Here is a 14554-nt window from a genome sequence, read left to right as displayed (position 1 = left end):
CCGCCGTGATTGTCAGGTGCGTCGCCATGAAATTGTCGCTGTGCGTTGAATTAGTCGAGCGCGACGCACCCTACAGAAACTTACCCCCAGGAGACGGCAATGCCGTTTCCCTACAGATTTAACTGACTCCAGATATTGTCAGGTGCGTCGCCATGAAATTGTCGCTGTGCGTTGAATTAGTCGAGCGCGACGCACCCTACAGAAACTTACCCCCAGGAGACGGCAATGCCGTTTCCCTACAGATTTAACTGACTCCCGAAACGATCGCAAAACCCAGAACTGCGACAAACACAATCAGGGCATAAAATTGAGCGCGACCGTTCTCAATGTATTTCAATCCTTCGCCTGTTACCAGGGCGAGAAAACCTGTCAAATTAACCACACCATCGACGACTCGCAAATCCACTTCCATGACTTGCCGCGCTAAACGGCGGCTGCCTTTGACGAAGAGAAATTCGTTGATGTCATCGAGATACCACTTGTTGAGCGAGAACTCGTAAAGCGGTTTGATCTTTTGGGCGATCGCACTTGCGTCAATTTTACGGCTCAAATACATCAGAGAAGCCAAAGTAATGCCCAACAAAGCAATACCTACAGAGCTTCCGCCCATGATTAGAAATTCCGTCAAATCGAACTCGGCAGCGTGTTCCAAAACTTCTTCGAGAGACTCCCCTGGCGCGCGAACAAACTGCTCGAAATAATTGGCAAACGGAGTTCCCAGAAAACCGATAAACACAGAAGGTACTGCCAACAACACTAACGGCAAAGCCATTGTCAGAGGAGATTCGTGAGGCAAATGGTCGTGTTCGTCGTGACTTTCGCCAGTTGATGCCAATTCCTTAACGTTCATCGCTCCCGGGCCAAAAACAACACCGGGTTGCAGGAGTTGCCGCTTGATGGCGCTGTCATTGCCCCGGAATTCGCCCTCAAAGGTGCTGAAATACATTCGGAACATATAAAACGCGGTCATCCCGGCCGTCAGCCAGCTAACAGCCCACAAAGCGGGATTTGCTGCGAAGGCGCTGGCGAGGATTTCGTCTTTTGACCAAAAACCAGCAAACGGCGGAATTCCGCAGATTGCTAAATTGCCGATCAAAAAGCAACTTGCTGTAATCGGCATATATTTCCGCAAGCCGCCCATGACTCGCATATCTTGAGCGAGTGCGGGGTTGTGGCCGACGACTGCTTCCATACCGTGAATGACTGAACCCGAACACAGGAACAGCATCGCTTTGAAGTAAGCGTGAGTCATCAAGTGGAAAAGTCCGGCACTGTAAGCGCCGATGCCCATTGCCATCACCATGTAGCCGAGTTGGGAGATGGTGGAGTAGGCTAAGCCTTTTTTGATGTCATTTTGGGTAATCGCGATCGACGCTCCCATAAATGCCGTAAAACAGCCGGTGCAGGCGATCAAATTCATGACTGCCGGCAGCCCTTCAAACACCGGGTACATCCGAGCGATCAGGAAGACGCCGGCTGCTACCATCGTCGCGGCGTGGATCAGGGCCGAAATCGGTGTAGGGCCTTCCATTGCGTCTGGTAGCCAGACGTGGAGGGGGAATTGAGCGGATTTGGCGGCCGGCCCCAAAAATATGAGGACGCCGAAGATTGTCGCCAGAGTCGCGCTCAGGGCACCGGATTCGACTAAGGAGTGCAGGCGCTCGCCCATCACGCTAAATTCAAAGCTGCCCGTGGCCCAGTAAATGCCGAGGATGCCCAGCAGCAGGCCGAAGTCGCCAACGCGGTTGGTGACAAAAGCTTTTTGGCAGGCGTCAGCAGCGGGTTTGCGATCGTACCAAAATCCGACTAGCAGGTACGAACACATACCTACGAGTTCCCAAAAAATGTAAATCTGAACGATGTTCGGGCTGATTACGAGACCCAACATCGACGCGCTGAAGATGCTCAGGTAGGCGTAAAAACGCACGTACCCGTCATCGTGAGCCATGTAGCCGTCGGTGTAAATCATCACCAAAAAGGCGACCGTGGTTACGATCGCCAGCATTACCGCCGTCAGGGGGTCGATAATATAGCCCATATTCAGCGAGAAGTCGCCAGCAGAAGCCCACTGAATAGTGCGGGTGTAGGGTGCGTGGCCCTGTAGTTGACTCCACAGCAATGCAAAAGACAGTACCATTGACCCTCCGAGCGCGGAGACGATTAATATCGCATTCGCTTGTCGGAGTTTGTTGGTTGCCTGGTTAAAGGTGATTAAGCCTAGACCTACTAGCATTGCGCCTGCCAGCGGCAGGACTGGAATCAGCCAAGCGTATTGATAAAGCAGTTCCATGACTGATAGGTAGTTTAAAGTTTCTACTAGATATTGCCAAAACTGTAAACAATTGTGACACACGCCTGCGCGACCCGGCATAAATACTTGTTGTAATTCTCAAGCGCTGTCGATCGACAGCGCTTGAGAACTACTCCCTATTTTCCCGATCGGGCCGATCGATCTAGTTCGCCTTAAATCTATGCCAAAATATAGATTGACAAATCGAGACTGTCTTGGAATGACAGGGCTCAAGAAACCCGGTTTTTTAACCGATACCCTCGCGCTCCACACCGTATTTTCGTAAAAAAAACCTGTTTCTGCGTTCAGGACTGCGAGATTTGGCGGTCGGGTGGTCGATCGACAAATCAGGAATTGCTTCTGCTTTTTACATAAAAGCCGAATGCCTTGGAGCCGTTACCTGTTAACTGCTTTCGGTTGCAGCCGTTGAGCTTGGGAAGAGAGTTCAGCCAGGAGCATCCACGAATCCAGAGTCCGCCGCAGTTCCTCGCGTCCTTGGAAGTCTTCAAATCTAAATCGAACTTTATCGCCCTCAAACAAAATCAGCGTCGGCAGACTTGTCAGCCGGTAAGTGTTGGCCAACTTGAAACATTGATCGGCATTCACCCCTACGAGCTTGATTTGTCCTGCCCACTGTGACTCAAAAGTCTTAAGCGTGGGGTCGATCGCGCGGCACAAACCGCACCAAGGCGCCGAAAAATGAACTAAAACGGGGGTAGAGGCTTGAAACACCTCTTGTGCAAAAGTGCGTTCGCTAACCGACAACACCATGATCCCTCAATATTTAATAATTTTTTTTCTATTCTAGGGATCATGCTACCAGTATATGTTTCTAGTTACACGCATCAAAAAAGGATGAATTTTCCACAGCACGCCCGTAAAAATGACTACACCCACATAGGAAGGGCGCAGAAACTCAAGCAAATCAAGGGTTTGACGCTTTTGCAGGATTGCCAAAAATGGAATAATTGAAGTTCGAGATTTGATGGTTTCAAAGGATTCGCCAAAACGAGCCTGAAGCCGCCTGTCGCCGTGCCACACTCCGAACAGGTGGTGAAGTACCAAACCGATGGAAGTGACGAGGGTAAAGCTAGTGCCAATCCACAGGGTATGGGCCACGCACCAAATCACCTGTCCCACCATTTGCGGGTGACGGGTGATGCGAATGATGCCGGCTTCGTAGAGGTGAACTTGGGGCTTTTGGACAGCGGCAATTTCTAGGAGGTTGAAAGTTGCTGGGTACAGAAACAGAAAGGAAATTGCCGAAAGTATCCAAACTGCAGGTTTAACTCCGGGTAATCCCTGTACTTGCCAAAGCTGCAGGCCGTCGTAGCGGTGGTTGAAAAAGTAGACAACCAGAATGACTGCCAGCGGCAAACTGACAAGGGCAAACAAAACGCGGTAAAGTCTCGGCCCGATCAGCTTTTCACCTCGGGGCCGGAGGGCTGCTAAACCGCTGTGGGCGATCGCAAAAACCAGTAACAGGCCCAGAATAACTAAGTGGGAGTCGAGCGCCAAGTCGATCGTCATTGCAAATATTAAGAAAAGTTATTGATTCTAGGCCAATTTGTGTCACAAAGTATCTATGGGAGCATTCAGCGCTTATCAGTCAGTTAACTGTTCGCTGTTCGCTGTTCACTGTTAGCCGTTGGTTGTTAGCCGTTGGTTGTTGACTGTTGACTGTTCGCTGTTGACTGTTCGCTGTTTGCCGATCGCAGTCAACTATCAACCATCAACCGTCAAATGACAAATGACAAATGACACAGTTAACTGACAAATGACAACTGACAATTAGATATATGTCTGACCTTCCTTTCACTTTAGACCAGTTACGCATTCTCAAGGCGATCGCCTCTGAAGGCAGCTTCAAACGCGCCGCCGACAGCCTCTACGTATCCCAGCCAGCAGTTAGCTTGCAGGTGCAAAACTTAGAGAGACAGTTGGACGTGCCGCTGTTTGACCGGGGGGGGCGCAGGGCGCAACTGACCGAAGCCGGACACCTGCTGCTGAGTTACGGCGAGAAAATTTTATCGCTTTGCCAGGAAACTTGTCGAGCTCTGGAAGATTTGCAAAATCTGCAAGGCGGTACTTTGATCGTCGGTGCTTCTCAAACAACGGGGACGTATTTGCTACCCCGGATGATCGGGATGTTTCGCCAAAAATACCCGGATGTAGCGGTACAGCTTCACGTTCACTCGACCCGCCGCACGGCGTGGAGTGTGGCCAACGGGCAAATCGATTTGGCAATTGTTGGCGGAGAAATTCCTACCGAACTTGTAGAAGCTTTAGAAATTGTTCCTTACGCTGAGGACGAACTGGCTCTGATTCTCCCTCCATCTCACCCGATGGTACAACAAGAAACAATCCAAAAAGAAGACCTTTACAAATTGCAGTTTATATCCCTTGATTCGCAGTCTACTATCCGCAAAGTAATCGATCAGGTACTGACTCGCTGCGGCATTGACACGCGCCGCCTGAAAATAGAGATGGAGCTAAATTCGATCGAAGCAATTAAAAATGCCGTTCAGTCGGGGCTGGGAGCTGCATTTGTGTCGGTTTCGGCGATCGAAAAAGAGTTGCTGATGGGCGTTTTGCACAAATCTCAAATGGACGAAGTTGTGGTAACTCGCATTTTGTCCCTGATTTACAACCCCAACCGCTACCGTTCTAAAGCTGCAGAGGCTTTCAGCAATGAAATTTTGCCTTCCTTTGCTACTTATTCGACCATCCAGGAGAAGAAAGAACCCCCGGCGAGCGATTTGGGATTCATAGAAATAGCAACTCCCAACTCGGCGGGAAATTAATCTATTAGGTCGCCGGTTGTTAGCAGTTCGCGGTTAGTTGAGAGATTAAACTCTGGTTTGATAACCCCTGGGAAAAATATCAAATTCCTAATTACCAATTACCAATTACCAATTAACAACAAGCAATTACCAAACCAAAATGGAAGTTTACTGCACCCGCCCGGGCTGCCCGCGCCCTCAAAACTATTTTCTCGACCTAGATGACAGTTCGCTGCTGAAAACGGTGCAGCAAAAGTTTTGCACGACTTGCGGGATGCCCCTGATTTTGAGCGGGCGCTATTTGCCCGTGAGGTTGTTGGGTCAAGGCGGTTTTGGCGCGGCGTTTTTGGCCAGAGACCGCTATACTCCGGCGATGCGGCAGTGCGTTGCTAAACTTTTGCAGCCGTCGGTAAGTCTGACTCCGGCACAGTTAAAAATCGCTCAAACTCTTTTTGAACGGGAAGCGGCGGTGCTGGAAGAACTGGGAAACGAACATTCGCAAATTCCGAGTTTGCTGGCGTTTTTTGAGTTGACTGTTCCGAGTTTGCAGCCGGGGAAAAACGATCAGTTGTTCTATTTGGTTCAAGAATTTATTGACGGTGAAAATTTGGAGGATGAACTAGCTGCTAAAGGCAAGTTTTCGGAGGCCCAGACGGTGGAGGTGCTGCGGGAAATTTTGAAGGTTCTCGATTTTGTTCACTCTCGCGGTTCGATTCACCGGGATATTAAACCTGCTAATATTATGCGGGGGAAAAACGGTCGGCTTTATTTATTAGATTTTGGGGCGGTTAAACAAGTAACACAAAGTGTTGGGAGTGCAAAAGCTTCGACTGGTATTTATTCCTTGGGTTATGCTCCGCCAGAACAAATGAGCGGGCAAGAAGTTTATCCGGCAACGGATTTGTATGCTTTGGCTGTGACTTGCATTACTTTGCTCAGCGGTTTGCAGCCGACGGAGTTGTTTGATAGTTACAGAAATGAGTGGAATTGGCATTCGCGGGTGCAGGTAAGTTCGCGTTTGGCTCGCGTTCTCGATCGAATGTTATTATCAGCTCCCAGCCAGCGCTTTCAATCGGCAGCGGAGGTGGAAGCGGCTCTGAAATACAATTCTCAACAGCCTACGAGGGTCGTGGCACCGCCGACAGTAAGGACTCCGACTCCCCTACCGACTCAGCCGCCACCACCGACTCAGCCACCTCCTGTGCCTGTTCCTGCGACTCCTCCTGCGACTCCTCCGTCTGGGCTGCAACCTTCGCCGAGAAGGGCTTTTTCTATTTGGGAGGTTTTGGGAGGGGCGGCGTTTACGGGTTTTGAGGGTGGGTTGCTGGCGATCGCCCTGACGAGTTTGCCGCTTTCTCGGAGTATTGGTATCGGATTGTTGGGGATGATTGTGGCGGGTTTGATTTACTGCCAGTACCGCAGGGCGATCGAACAAACTGAGATGTTGATTATTGGCGCTGGTACTCTGGCTGTGCTGTGGTTTTTCCCGGCTTTGCAGACGGCTGCAGTTGCGTTTTATCCGAATTCTCCGATCGCGGGCGTGTTGTTTGTGGGATGGTTGGGGGCTTTGGGGGCGATCGCTGGAACAGCTATTTTTCGCTTAATTTATAAGTTACTTTCTAATATTTTTTAATTTAACTATTGCGGTTCTCAAGCGTGGTGAGGTATGCCCTATGCCCTATGCCCTATGCACCTCGGGTACCTCATGTTACTGAAGTGTTGTGCACCCCCGACACTCGTCCCAATTCCGGTTGCATCCGCAGTTGGGCCAACACCGGCAGGTGCTCTGAACCAATGGCCGGTAAAACTTTGGCTGATTTTGCCCCCCAGTGCTTAGAATACCAAACATAGTCAAGCCTCACCAGGGGAAAAGTTAATTTCCAGTTTAACTGTTTAACCAATAAATTCAGATCCCATCCGTTAGGAAAAGTAAAGCCAAAACCCAGTCCTGCTGTTCGGAAAGCATCTTGCATAACCGCTTTCAAATAATAGTAGTCTTGAGATTGGTCAGTCAAATTAAAGTCCCCGGCGGCAATAGTCGGCAGCGTTTCTTTCTGGAGTCGCCGCACTAAATCTTGAATTTGTGCCGGTCTGTCGCCGTACTCGTAAACTGGGATTTTGAGGAAAGGCAAAATTTTATGCTGGCGAAACCACGGTGGAGTTGTTGAAATGTTATAAAGAACTACATCTTGCTGGTTCATTTCGATAAGAGCTCGTTCCTGTGGTTCGTTCCCACCGGCTAGCTGTAACTTTTGGGAAGAGCGAATCGGATATCTGCTGAGAATCACATGGTATCCGCGCCCCAGGTGGTGCGGGTATAATACGGCCAACTTAGAGAATACTTCTTCGGCGTAATCTTCATTAATTTCTTGCAAACAAATGAGGTCTGGTTTTTCTTCCTGAATTAGGTTAACCAAAGCTTGTCGGGATTTGCGATGCCAGCCGAGGTTGAGAGAAAAAACCTTGAGAGTTGGCTGGGAGTCACTGATGTTCGCGGGCTGGGGAGAAAAGTAGGTGACGTGCAGCCAACCCAGCAGGCAGATGCCAGCCACAGATGAAACAATCGCGAACCAGCATTTCTTTATCAGAAAAAACCCTAGAATTGGCAGCAGGAAGATTGGCAAGAAAATCCAAGGAACAAAATCCCCCATCAAGGCAATCGGCCACAGCCTGTCCCAAAATATCTGTCTCAGAATCAGATAGCCGACAATCACTGCTGAGTAGGCGTAGGCGAGCAGTTGAGCAATTCGCTGCAAAAATCGGTAAGGCTTAATCATAGCGCCGTCTGCAATAGCATCCTCTTACTGGTGTGGGGACAAAAAACAGGATATTGTCAGCTCAAATTAACTGAAATGGCCGCTTCCCTGCTGAGGCTAGGCAATACACTTCTCTTGTGTCCGGCTCTTTTATTTTATACAGACTTCTGGCTGGAAAAAGTGATTGAAAATCGCGATCGGTATATTGCTATTTAGAGTAAGTTGTTGGTTAAACCAAAATTAGCGATCGCGAAGTTAGGAATCTCAAGCAAATGGTAAATTTAAGCGAACTTTTAGAACCCATCGCCAGTCAATTTCGGAGTCTGGGAATTCCCGAATCGATTACTCATTGGGGACACCCGGTAATGATGGGGATCGTGGTGGTGGCGATGGGCAGTTTTGTCGGGTATACGGGATGGCAGGGACGTTTGGCCCCCGATAAAGATGTTGCACTCAAAAGTCGATCGGATCACCGCAAGCTTGCACCGTGGATGTTTCTATTTCTAGCTTTGGGCTATACAGGCGGCTTGCTGTCGCTGGTGATGCAGCACCAGCCTGTTATGGAAAGCCCGCATTTTTGGACGGGTTCGGCAGTGCTGGTTTTGCTGGCTGTTGGCAGCTTGATTTCGCTGACGGGTTTTGGGGGCAATAAGCCAGCACTGCGCGCGCTTCACGCTTATTTAGGCACGACGGCTTTAGCACTTATGGTGCTGCACGCGGCTTTCGGTTTAAAATTGGGGCTGTCTATTTAGAAGAGGAAGAGGAAGGGGAAGGAGAAGGGAAAGAATATCAGGCAGGACTAAGACCAACTGGCACAATTGGTAGGGTGCGTCAGATGCTGCAACCCTTGATAATCTCTCAATAACCGAGTCTGACGCACCATACAAGCTGACTTAAGTGTGACAGTTGGCTGTAGTCGTATCAGGAAAGAAATTTTGCTATAACTTACGCACGGGTAGCCAGAAACCGGTTTTTTTGCCCAAATACACGGCGTTTAGCCCTTTACCCTGGTTAAAAAACCCGGTTTCTTTGGTAAGGAGTCCATAAGTCCCGGATCGGTTTCCCTGAAATATTCCCCCTCTAAATTACTAATTAATGAATCAAGCAACGGGTGTGATTTTCTGTCTTGCCTACATTGTGGGATTGATTTCTACAGCGGTTTCTTGGGGTAGATACGGGATACTTGCTTTGGGAATAGCGGCCTCCGTCGCCCTGCCGAAATTGTTGCGAAAATTTACTCGAAATTCTGTAAAAGTTACTAAGAAAAGACGCAGCAGACAAAAAGAAAATACTCTTGAAGAACCCTTAGATGCGAGGGAAGAATTGAGTTTGTTGGAGATGCTGCCGAGATCGAAATGGGTGTGGGCAGTTGCGGGTTTGGTGGCATTTCTAGCTAGCTTTTATTTTGCAGTTCGATCGCCCCAACCGGCAATTAATGACATCAGCAAACTGATTCCGGCTGGCGGGAACACTCAAGAAGTGGCGGTGACAGTTCGCGGTAGAGTTGTCAGTACGCCGCGATTGACTCGATCGGGCCGATCGCAATTTTGGCTAGAAACAGATTTAGTTAGCGAAATAAATGGCGGCGAGGGAGGAGCAGTAGTAAACCGCCCAGTATCGGGTAAACTCTACGTTACAGTGCCCCTGCTGCAAGCAACGGGTTTGTATGCCGACAATACGATCGCAGTTGTGGGTTCCTTGTACAAACCGCAGCCGCCGTCGAATCCGGGGGCTTTTGATTTTCAAGCCTATTTAGCCAGAGAAGGGGCTTTTGTCGGACTTAAAGGCCGTCAAATTGACTGGAGGAGAGAAAATGCGATCGCGGATGTAAATCGAGTTAACAGCCAAACGGCTGCTTTCTGGGAGTCAAGCGGGATGCAGCCATCGAAAATTCAAGCGATGCGACAGCGGATCGTGCGATCGCAGCTATCGCAGTTAAATGTTCCCGAAGGCCCGCTGATCGGTGCGATCGCCCTCGGCAAACAAGCAGTAGATTTACCTTACAACATCCGCGACTTTTTTGTGCAAGCTGGATTAGCACACGCGATCGCAGCTTCCGGCACTCAAGTTTCGATGGTTTTGGCTTTAGTTCTAGCTTTAACCAGGCGTTTTTCCAAACAATTGCAATTTAGCTTTGGCGTCGGCGCTTTATTTTTGCTCGTGGGGCTAACTGGCTTTGAACCATCAGTATGCCGCGCCGCTTTGATGGGATTTGGAACACTATTTGCTTTGGTGCTGAACCGCCAAGTTAAGCCGCTGGGATTGCTGTTAATTGCTGCTACTATTTTACTGCTGGTTAACCCTTTGTGGATTTGGGATTTAGGCTTTCAACTGAGTTTTTTGGCGACTTTGGGGTTAATAGTGACAACGCCGCCGCTGATGGCAAAGTTGGACTGGATGCCGCCCGCGATCGCTTCGATTGTTGTAGTTCCGATCGCCGCTTCAGTTTGGGTATTGCCACTGTTACTTTATGTTTTTAGTGTGGTATCACCTTACAGCATTTTAGTCAATATTATTGCGGCTCCTTTGCTGTGGATTTTGAGTATTGGGGGGATGATTAGCGCTTTAGCTGGATTGATTTTTCCGCCCGCTGGTAGTGTTTTAGCGCAACTGCTGGACTATCCGGCGAAAGGGTTAATTGCGATCGCCCAATATTTCTCGCAATTGCCCGGTAATTCGGTAGCTGTCGGTCAAGTATCGGTGTTTCAGCTAATCGTGCTTTACAGTTTAATTTGCTGGGTTTGGATCGGGGGAAAAAAGAAGAAGGAAGAAGGAAGAAGGAAGAAGGAAGAAGGAAGACAGAAGAAGGAAGAAGGAAGAAGGAAGACAGAAGAAGGAAGACAGAAGAAGGGGAAAAGTAGAGTTATTTCGCTGCCGAGTTTTTCATCTGCTTGGATTTTACCGCTGGCGGTTGTGGCGGGAATTGGGATCGTAGTTTTGCCAGCTTGGCACGTTCAAGCCTCTTTATTTCAAGTTACTTTGCTAGCGACATCTGGCGAGCCAGTTTTAGTAATTCAAGATAGGGGAAAAGTGGCGCTGATCAATAGCGGTGATGAAAATACTGTGAGGTTTACAGTGCTGCCTTTTTTGCAGCAGCAAGGAGTTAATTCTGTGAATTTTGCGATCGCCACTCACGGTCATTTAGGATTGAGCGGAGGTTGGGGAAAATTACTAGAACGCTTGCCAATTAAAACATTTTATGATAATAACGCTCCGAAACAAATTCACCGTGGCAGCGATCGGGAATTTATGACGGCTGTGCAATCACACCAAGGCGTTTACTTTCCTTTAGAAACTAACAGTACCGTCGATCTGGGTTCGACGCGGTTGCAGTTCGTGAATGCGGAGATTCCGGTGGTAGAATTGCTGGTGGGTAATCGAACTTGGTTGCTAGTCGGTGAAATGACACCGGAAGCGCAAAAAAAATTGGCAGCAACGGGAACATTGAAGCCGGCTCAAGTGCTGTGGTGGTCTGGAAAAACCCTGACGGCCGAGTTATTGGGCGCAGTTGGGCCGCAAGTGGCGATCGCATCTGCTGACGAAATCGACCCAGAAACCGCCGCCCAACTGCGCCAAAGCAAAACCCAGATTTTCTGGACAGGGCGCGACGGAGCCCTCCAGTGGACTCCAGCAGGGGGATTTAAGACCACTCTGGAATCTGAAGAAAATCAAACTTCTTTTTTATAAAGATTTACAATCTGGCGCACTGTGCGGTAAAATACTTTTAGCTCACATCTCAAATTAATTGGAGAGGTGGCAGAGCGGTTGAATGCGGTAGACTCGAAATCTACTTTAGGGGTAACTCTAACGTGGGTTCAAATCCCACCCTCTCCGTACATCTAAGCGTCAAGTGGCAAGCGCGCACCTTATCAACGTAGGGTGCGCTCACCTTATTATATTATCGATCGCCCTATCAAAAATAAGTTAATTCAAATAGAGTTTTCATATCAATTCCGGTAACACTCCTGATGATGGGGAGTGGCAAGTGGGGAGTGGGAAAATGTGGAATTATTGACCTCGACTCGATCGTTCCCATGAAACCGGAAACGATATCAGCTATAAAATTCAACTCCACAATCTCAGTAGCATGATAGCGACTTTCATTTCGGTAAGGTAGAGGCTTAGAATTTCAAGGGAACTCTTAACTCGAAACCGGGAACAAAAACAGGGAAGAGTGTTTGTAAAGCAGGCGGTTGCAAACCGCTTTCTCAATCACGAATCAGGTGCGGGCACAGGATCGGGGAATTGGCCTACATTCTTGCTTTCCCCAGTCAGTAGTCGCTAGTTCCTAGCAAGAAAACCCCTAGCCTGTTGGTCGTTCCCCGTTCCCCGTTCCCTATTTCTTCTAATAACTGAGCTCATAGTTGCGAGGTGGCGCTAATTGCGCTAAAGCCTAGCACGAAATGCTCACCCCGGAATAGAAATCACAAACTCCGAACCCTGTCCCAAGGAAGAATTTACGAGTAACGTACCTCCATGTTTTTCCACAACAATTTGGTTGGCTATCGACAATCCTAATCCAGTTCCTTGACCCACACACTTAGTTGTGAATAAGTGGTTAAAGATGTTTTCCTTGATTTCGTTCGACATCCCCACTCCATTATCTTTAATGCGAATCACAACCTGATTTTTGGATTCGCTCAGAGCAGTTTGAACCGTGATTTGATTGGGTAGGGCTTTAATTTCATTAAAACTCCGCCCTTTATTTGACTCCTCCAGAGCGTCAATGGCATTGGCCAGTACGTTCATAAATACCTGGTTCAACTGTCCGGGAAAGCATTTTACTAGAGGCAAGTTACCATACTCTTTCACAACTTCTATGGCAGGGCGAAACTCGCTCGCTTTCAAACGGTGCTTGAGAATCAGCAGAGTGCTTTCGAGTCCGTCGTGAATATTGAAAGAAACTGGTCGATCGCTATCTGCCCTCGAAAACGTTCTCAAACTCGTACTGATATTGCGGATGCGATCGACTCCCTCATTCATTGAGCCAATCAATTTCGGCAAATCTTCTCGCAAATACTCCAAGTCCATCTCCTCAATTTCTGCTTCAATTTCCACTCCCGGATTGGGAAATTTTTCTTGATACAAGTCAATCAAGTGGAATAAATCCCCCACGTAGTCTTGAGCCGGTTGCAAATTGCCGGCGATAAAGCCTACGGGATTGTTAATTTCGTGGGCTACCCCTGCGACTAAATTTCCGAGAGCAGACATCTTCTCACCCTGCACCAATTGCAACTGCATCTGTTTGAGATCGTGAAGATAAAGCTCTAGTTTTTGGGCATAATCCTGGGATTGCTGATACAGTCGGGCGTTTTGTAAGGAAATTGCAGCTTGCGAGCAGAGGATGTTGAGGATGGCGACGCGATCGGGCGTAAATGCTCCGATTGTGAGATTATTCTCTATATACAAAATCCCCATGACTTTGCCTTGATGGAGAATGGGAGTGCATAAAACACTCTTGGGTTGCTGTTGGATGATGTAAGAGTCAGAAGCAAACGTGGTTTGAGTGCTGACATTATCAAACACTAAGGTTTCTTTTGTGCGTTTGACGTAATTAATTAAGCTTAGAGGAATTGCTTGACTCTCTTCAACGAGCAGAGAGTCTAGATGGCAATCTTGACGATTTGTACAGTGGACGGCAACTCTCCAATTTCCGTCTTCATTTAAAATTAATGCTCCGGTTTGTGCTCCGGCATTCTTCACAACCACTTGCATCAAAGTAGTCAGCAATTGCTCTAGCTCGATTTCGCTGGAGAGAGCTTGAGACGCTTCAATCACGGTTGGCAAATCTACTAACTCCGAACTGCTGGTGCTGCCAATAATAGTCTTATTTGTGCTAGAGATGGATGACGATCCATTGGTGGAGGTGTGAATTGTTTCGTTCGGATGCTGGCGAGTTTGATTCGGTTGTAGGATAGCAGCAAGAAGTTGGGGATAGCGCTGTTCTAAATGGTCAATCTTCGCTTTTGCTCCCCAACGAGCGTAAGCATAGTAAGCATCAATTAAATAGGGTTTTGCGAGTTTTTCTTTGCCCCATTCTAAGTAGAATTTAGCCGCGAGTTCGTTAGCTAGTGCTTCTTCGTTGATGTACTCGTTTTCTTGGGCGAGGGCGATCGCTTTATCGTACATCTCGATCGCCTCTACTTTTTGGTTTAAAACCCGATGCCGTTCTGCTTCCACTAGATAGAATTTATGCAGATGATTCATGGGGGCATGATGCGCCCATTTTTGCATTTTTTCTTGATTAGCTCTTACTCTGTCGAGAATGCCCTGTTGCTCTGACTGTGGAGTATCGGGGTACACCGCCAGGCGTACTAAAGAATCGTAAAAATGGAATAGAGGAACAAGGGGCAATGATATCACTGCGCCCAAATACTTCTCGGCTATAGCGATATTCTCAATTGCTTCTGAGTAATTTTCAAACCAGTAACTAAGTAAAACTTTGTTACAATATATGTAGGCAACTCCTATTTTGTCGTTTGCTTGCTGATACAGTGGCAACTTTACATGTTCATCCCAGACTTCACCCTTTAGAACACAGGGATTGTCACTTTTTCCGAGAAGATTTAAGGTAATCTGCCAATAGATTTCTAGATAATTAAGCGCTGTTTCTTGCTTAATTTTATGAATAGCATCTTTGTTTCTTGCTAAGCTGTTCGACATCTAAACTGCATTAATTAAGTTACCTTTGTTTTTGATCTTTCGGTTCCATTTCATAATTAATT

General features: G+C 47.9%; 8 protein-coding genes, 1 tRNA gene and 1 pseudogene. 5 read left to right on the top strand and 5 right to left on the bottom strand.

Features of this window, described 5'->3' with window-relative positions; all coding sequences use genetic code 11:
- Positions 1–244 precede the first annotated feature (244 nt).
- The 3 genes from QUA56_RS34300 to QUA56_RS34290 form a co-directional block, all read right to left on the bottom strand.
- Positions 245–2290 (bottom strand): NAD(P)H-quinone oxidoreductase subunit 5, encoded by a 2046-nt coding sequence (locus QUA56_RS34300; protein ID WP_333367798.1) that lies wholly within the window; start codon positions 2288–2290, stop codon positions 245–247.
- 396 nt (positions 2291–2686) lie between these two features.
- A complete protein-coding gene (locus tag QUA56_RS34295; RefSeq protein ID WP_333367796.1) occupies positions 2687–3061 on the bottom strand; it encodes a thioredoxin family protein in 375 nt (124 codons plus the stop codon).
- Between the two features lie 45 nt (positions 3062–3106).
- Positions 3107–3820, bottom strand: a complete 714-nt coding sequence (locus tag QUA56_RS34290; RefSeq protein WP_333367793.1) for an NnrU family protein — start codon at positions 3818–3820, stop codon at positions 3107–3109.
- A gap of 269 nt (positions 3821–4089) precedes the next feature.
- Between QUA56_RS34290 and QUA56_RS34285 the strand changes: the two genes are divergently transcribed.
- Both QUA56_RS34285 and QUA56_RS34280 read left to right on the top strand, forming a co-directional pair.
- The gene (locus QUA56_RS34285) at positions 4090–5094 is read left to right on the top strand and encodes a LysR family transcriptional regulator (protein ID WP_333367790.1); all 1005 of its coding nucleotides are present in this window, start codon (positions 4090–4092) and stop codon (positions 5092–5094) included.
- Positions 5095–5233: 139 nt separating this feature from the next.
- Positions 5234–6706 carry a serine/threonine-protein kinase gene (locus tag QUA56_RS34280; protein ID WP_333367787.1) on the top strand — a complete coding sequence of 491 codons (1473 nt, stop codon included), beginning with the start codon at positions 5234–5236 and terminating at the stop codon, positions 6704–6706.
- 70 nt (positions 6707–6776) lie between these two features.
- Here the strand turns inward: QUA56_RS34280 and QUA56_RS34275 are convergent, their stop codons facing one another.
- Positions 6777–7850 (bottom strand): endonuclease/exonuclease/phosphatase family protein, encoded by a 1074-nt coding sequence (locus tag QUA56_RS34275; RefSeq protein WP_333367784.1) that lies wholly within the window; start codon positions 7848–7850, stop codon positions 6777–6779.
- A 251-nt stretch (positions 7851–8101) separates the two neighbouring features.
- Here QUA56_RS34275 and QUA56_RS34270 point away from each other — a divergent pair, with 251 nt between their 5' ends.
- The 3 genes from QUA56_RS34270 (at position 8102) to QUA56_RS34260 (ending at position 11663) form a co-directional block, all read left to right on the top strand.
- A complete protein-coding gene (locus QUA56_RS34270) occupies positions 8102–8581 on the top strand; it encodes a DUF4079 domain-containing protein (RefSeq protein WP_333367782.1) in 480 nt (159 codons plus the stop codon).
- Positions 8582–8924: 343 nt separating this feature from the next.
- The gene (locus QUA56_RS34265) at positions 8925–11516 is read left to right on the top strand and encodes a ComEC/Rec2 family competence protein (protein ID WP_333367779.1); all 2592 of its coding nucleotides are present in this window, start codon (positions 8925–8927) and stop codon (positions 11514–11516) included.
- A gap of 60 nt (positions 11517–11576) precedes the next feature.
- A tRNA-Ser gene (locus QUA56_RS34260) sits at positions 11577–11663 on the top strand.
- A gap of 573 nt (positions 11664–12236) precedes the next feature.
- Here the strand turns inward: QUA56_RS34260 and QUA56_RS34255 are convergent.
- Positions 12237–14480: pseudogene (locus tag QUA56_RS34255) on the bottom strand (trifunctional serine/threonine-protein kinase/ATP-binding protein/sensor histidine kinase); the annotation flags it as partial.
- Between the last annotated feature and the right edge of the window lie 74 nt (positions 14481–14554).

It is taken from the genome of Microcoleus sp. N3A4, assembly GCF_036701805.1.
Lineage (GTDB): Bacteria > Cyanobacteriota > Cyanobacteriia > Cyanobacteriales > Microcoleaceae > Microcoleus.
This window is presented reverse-complemented; position numbering and strand designations above follow the sequence as displayed.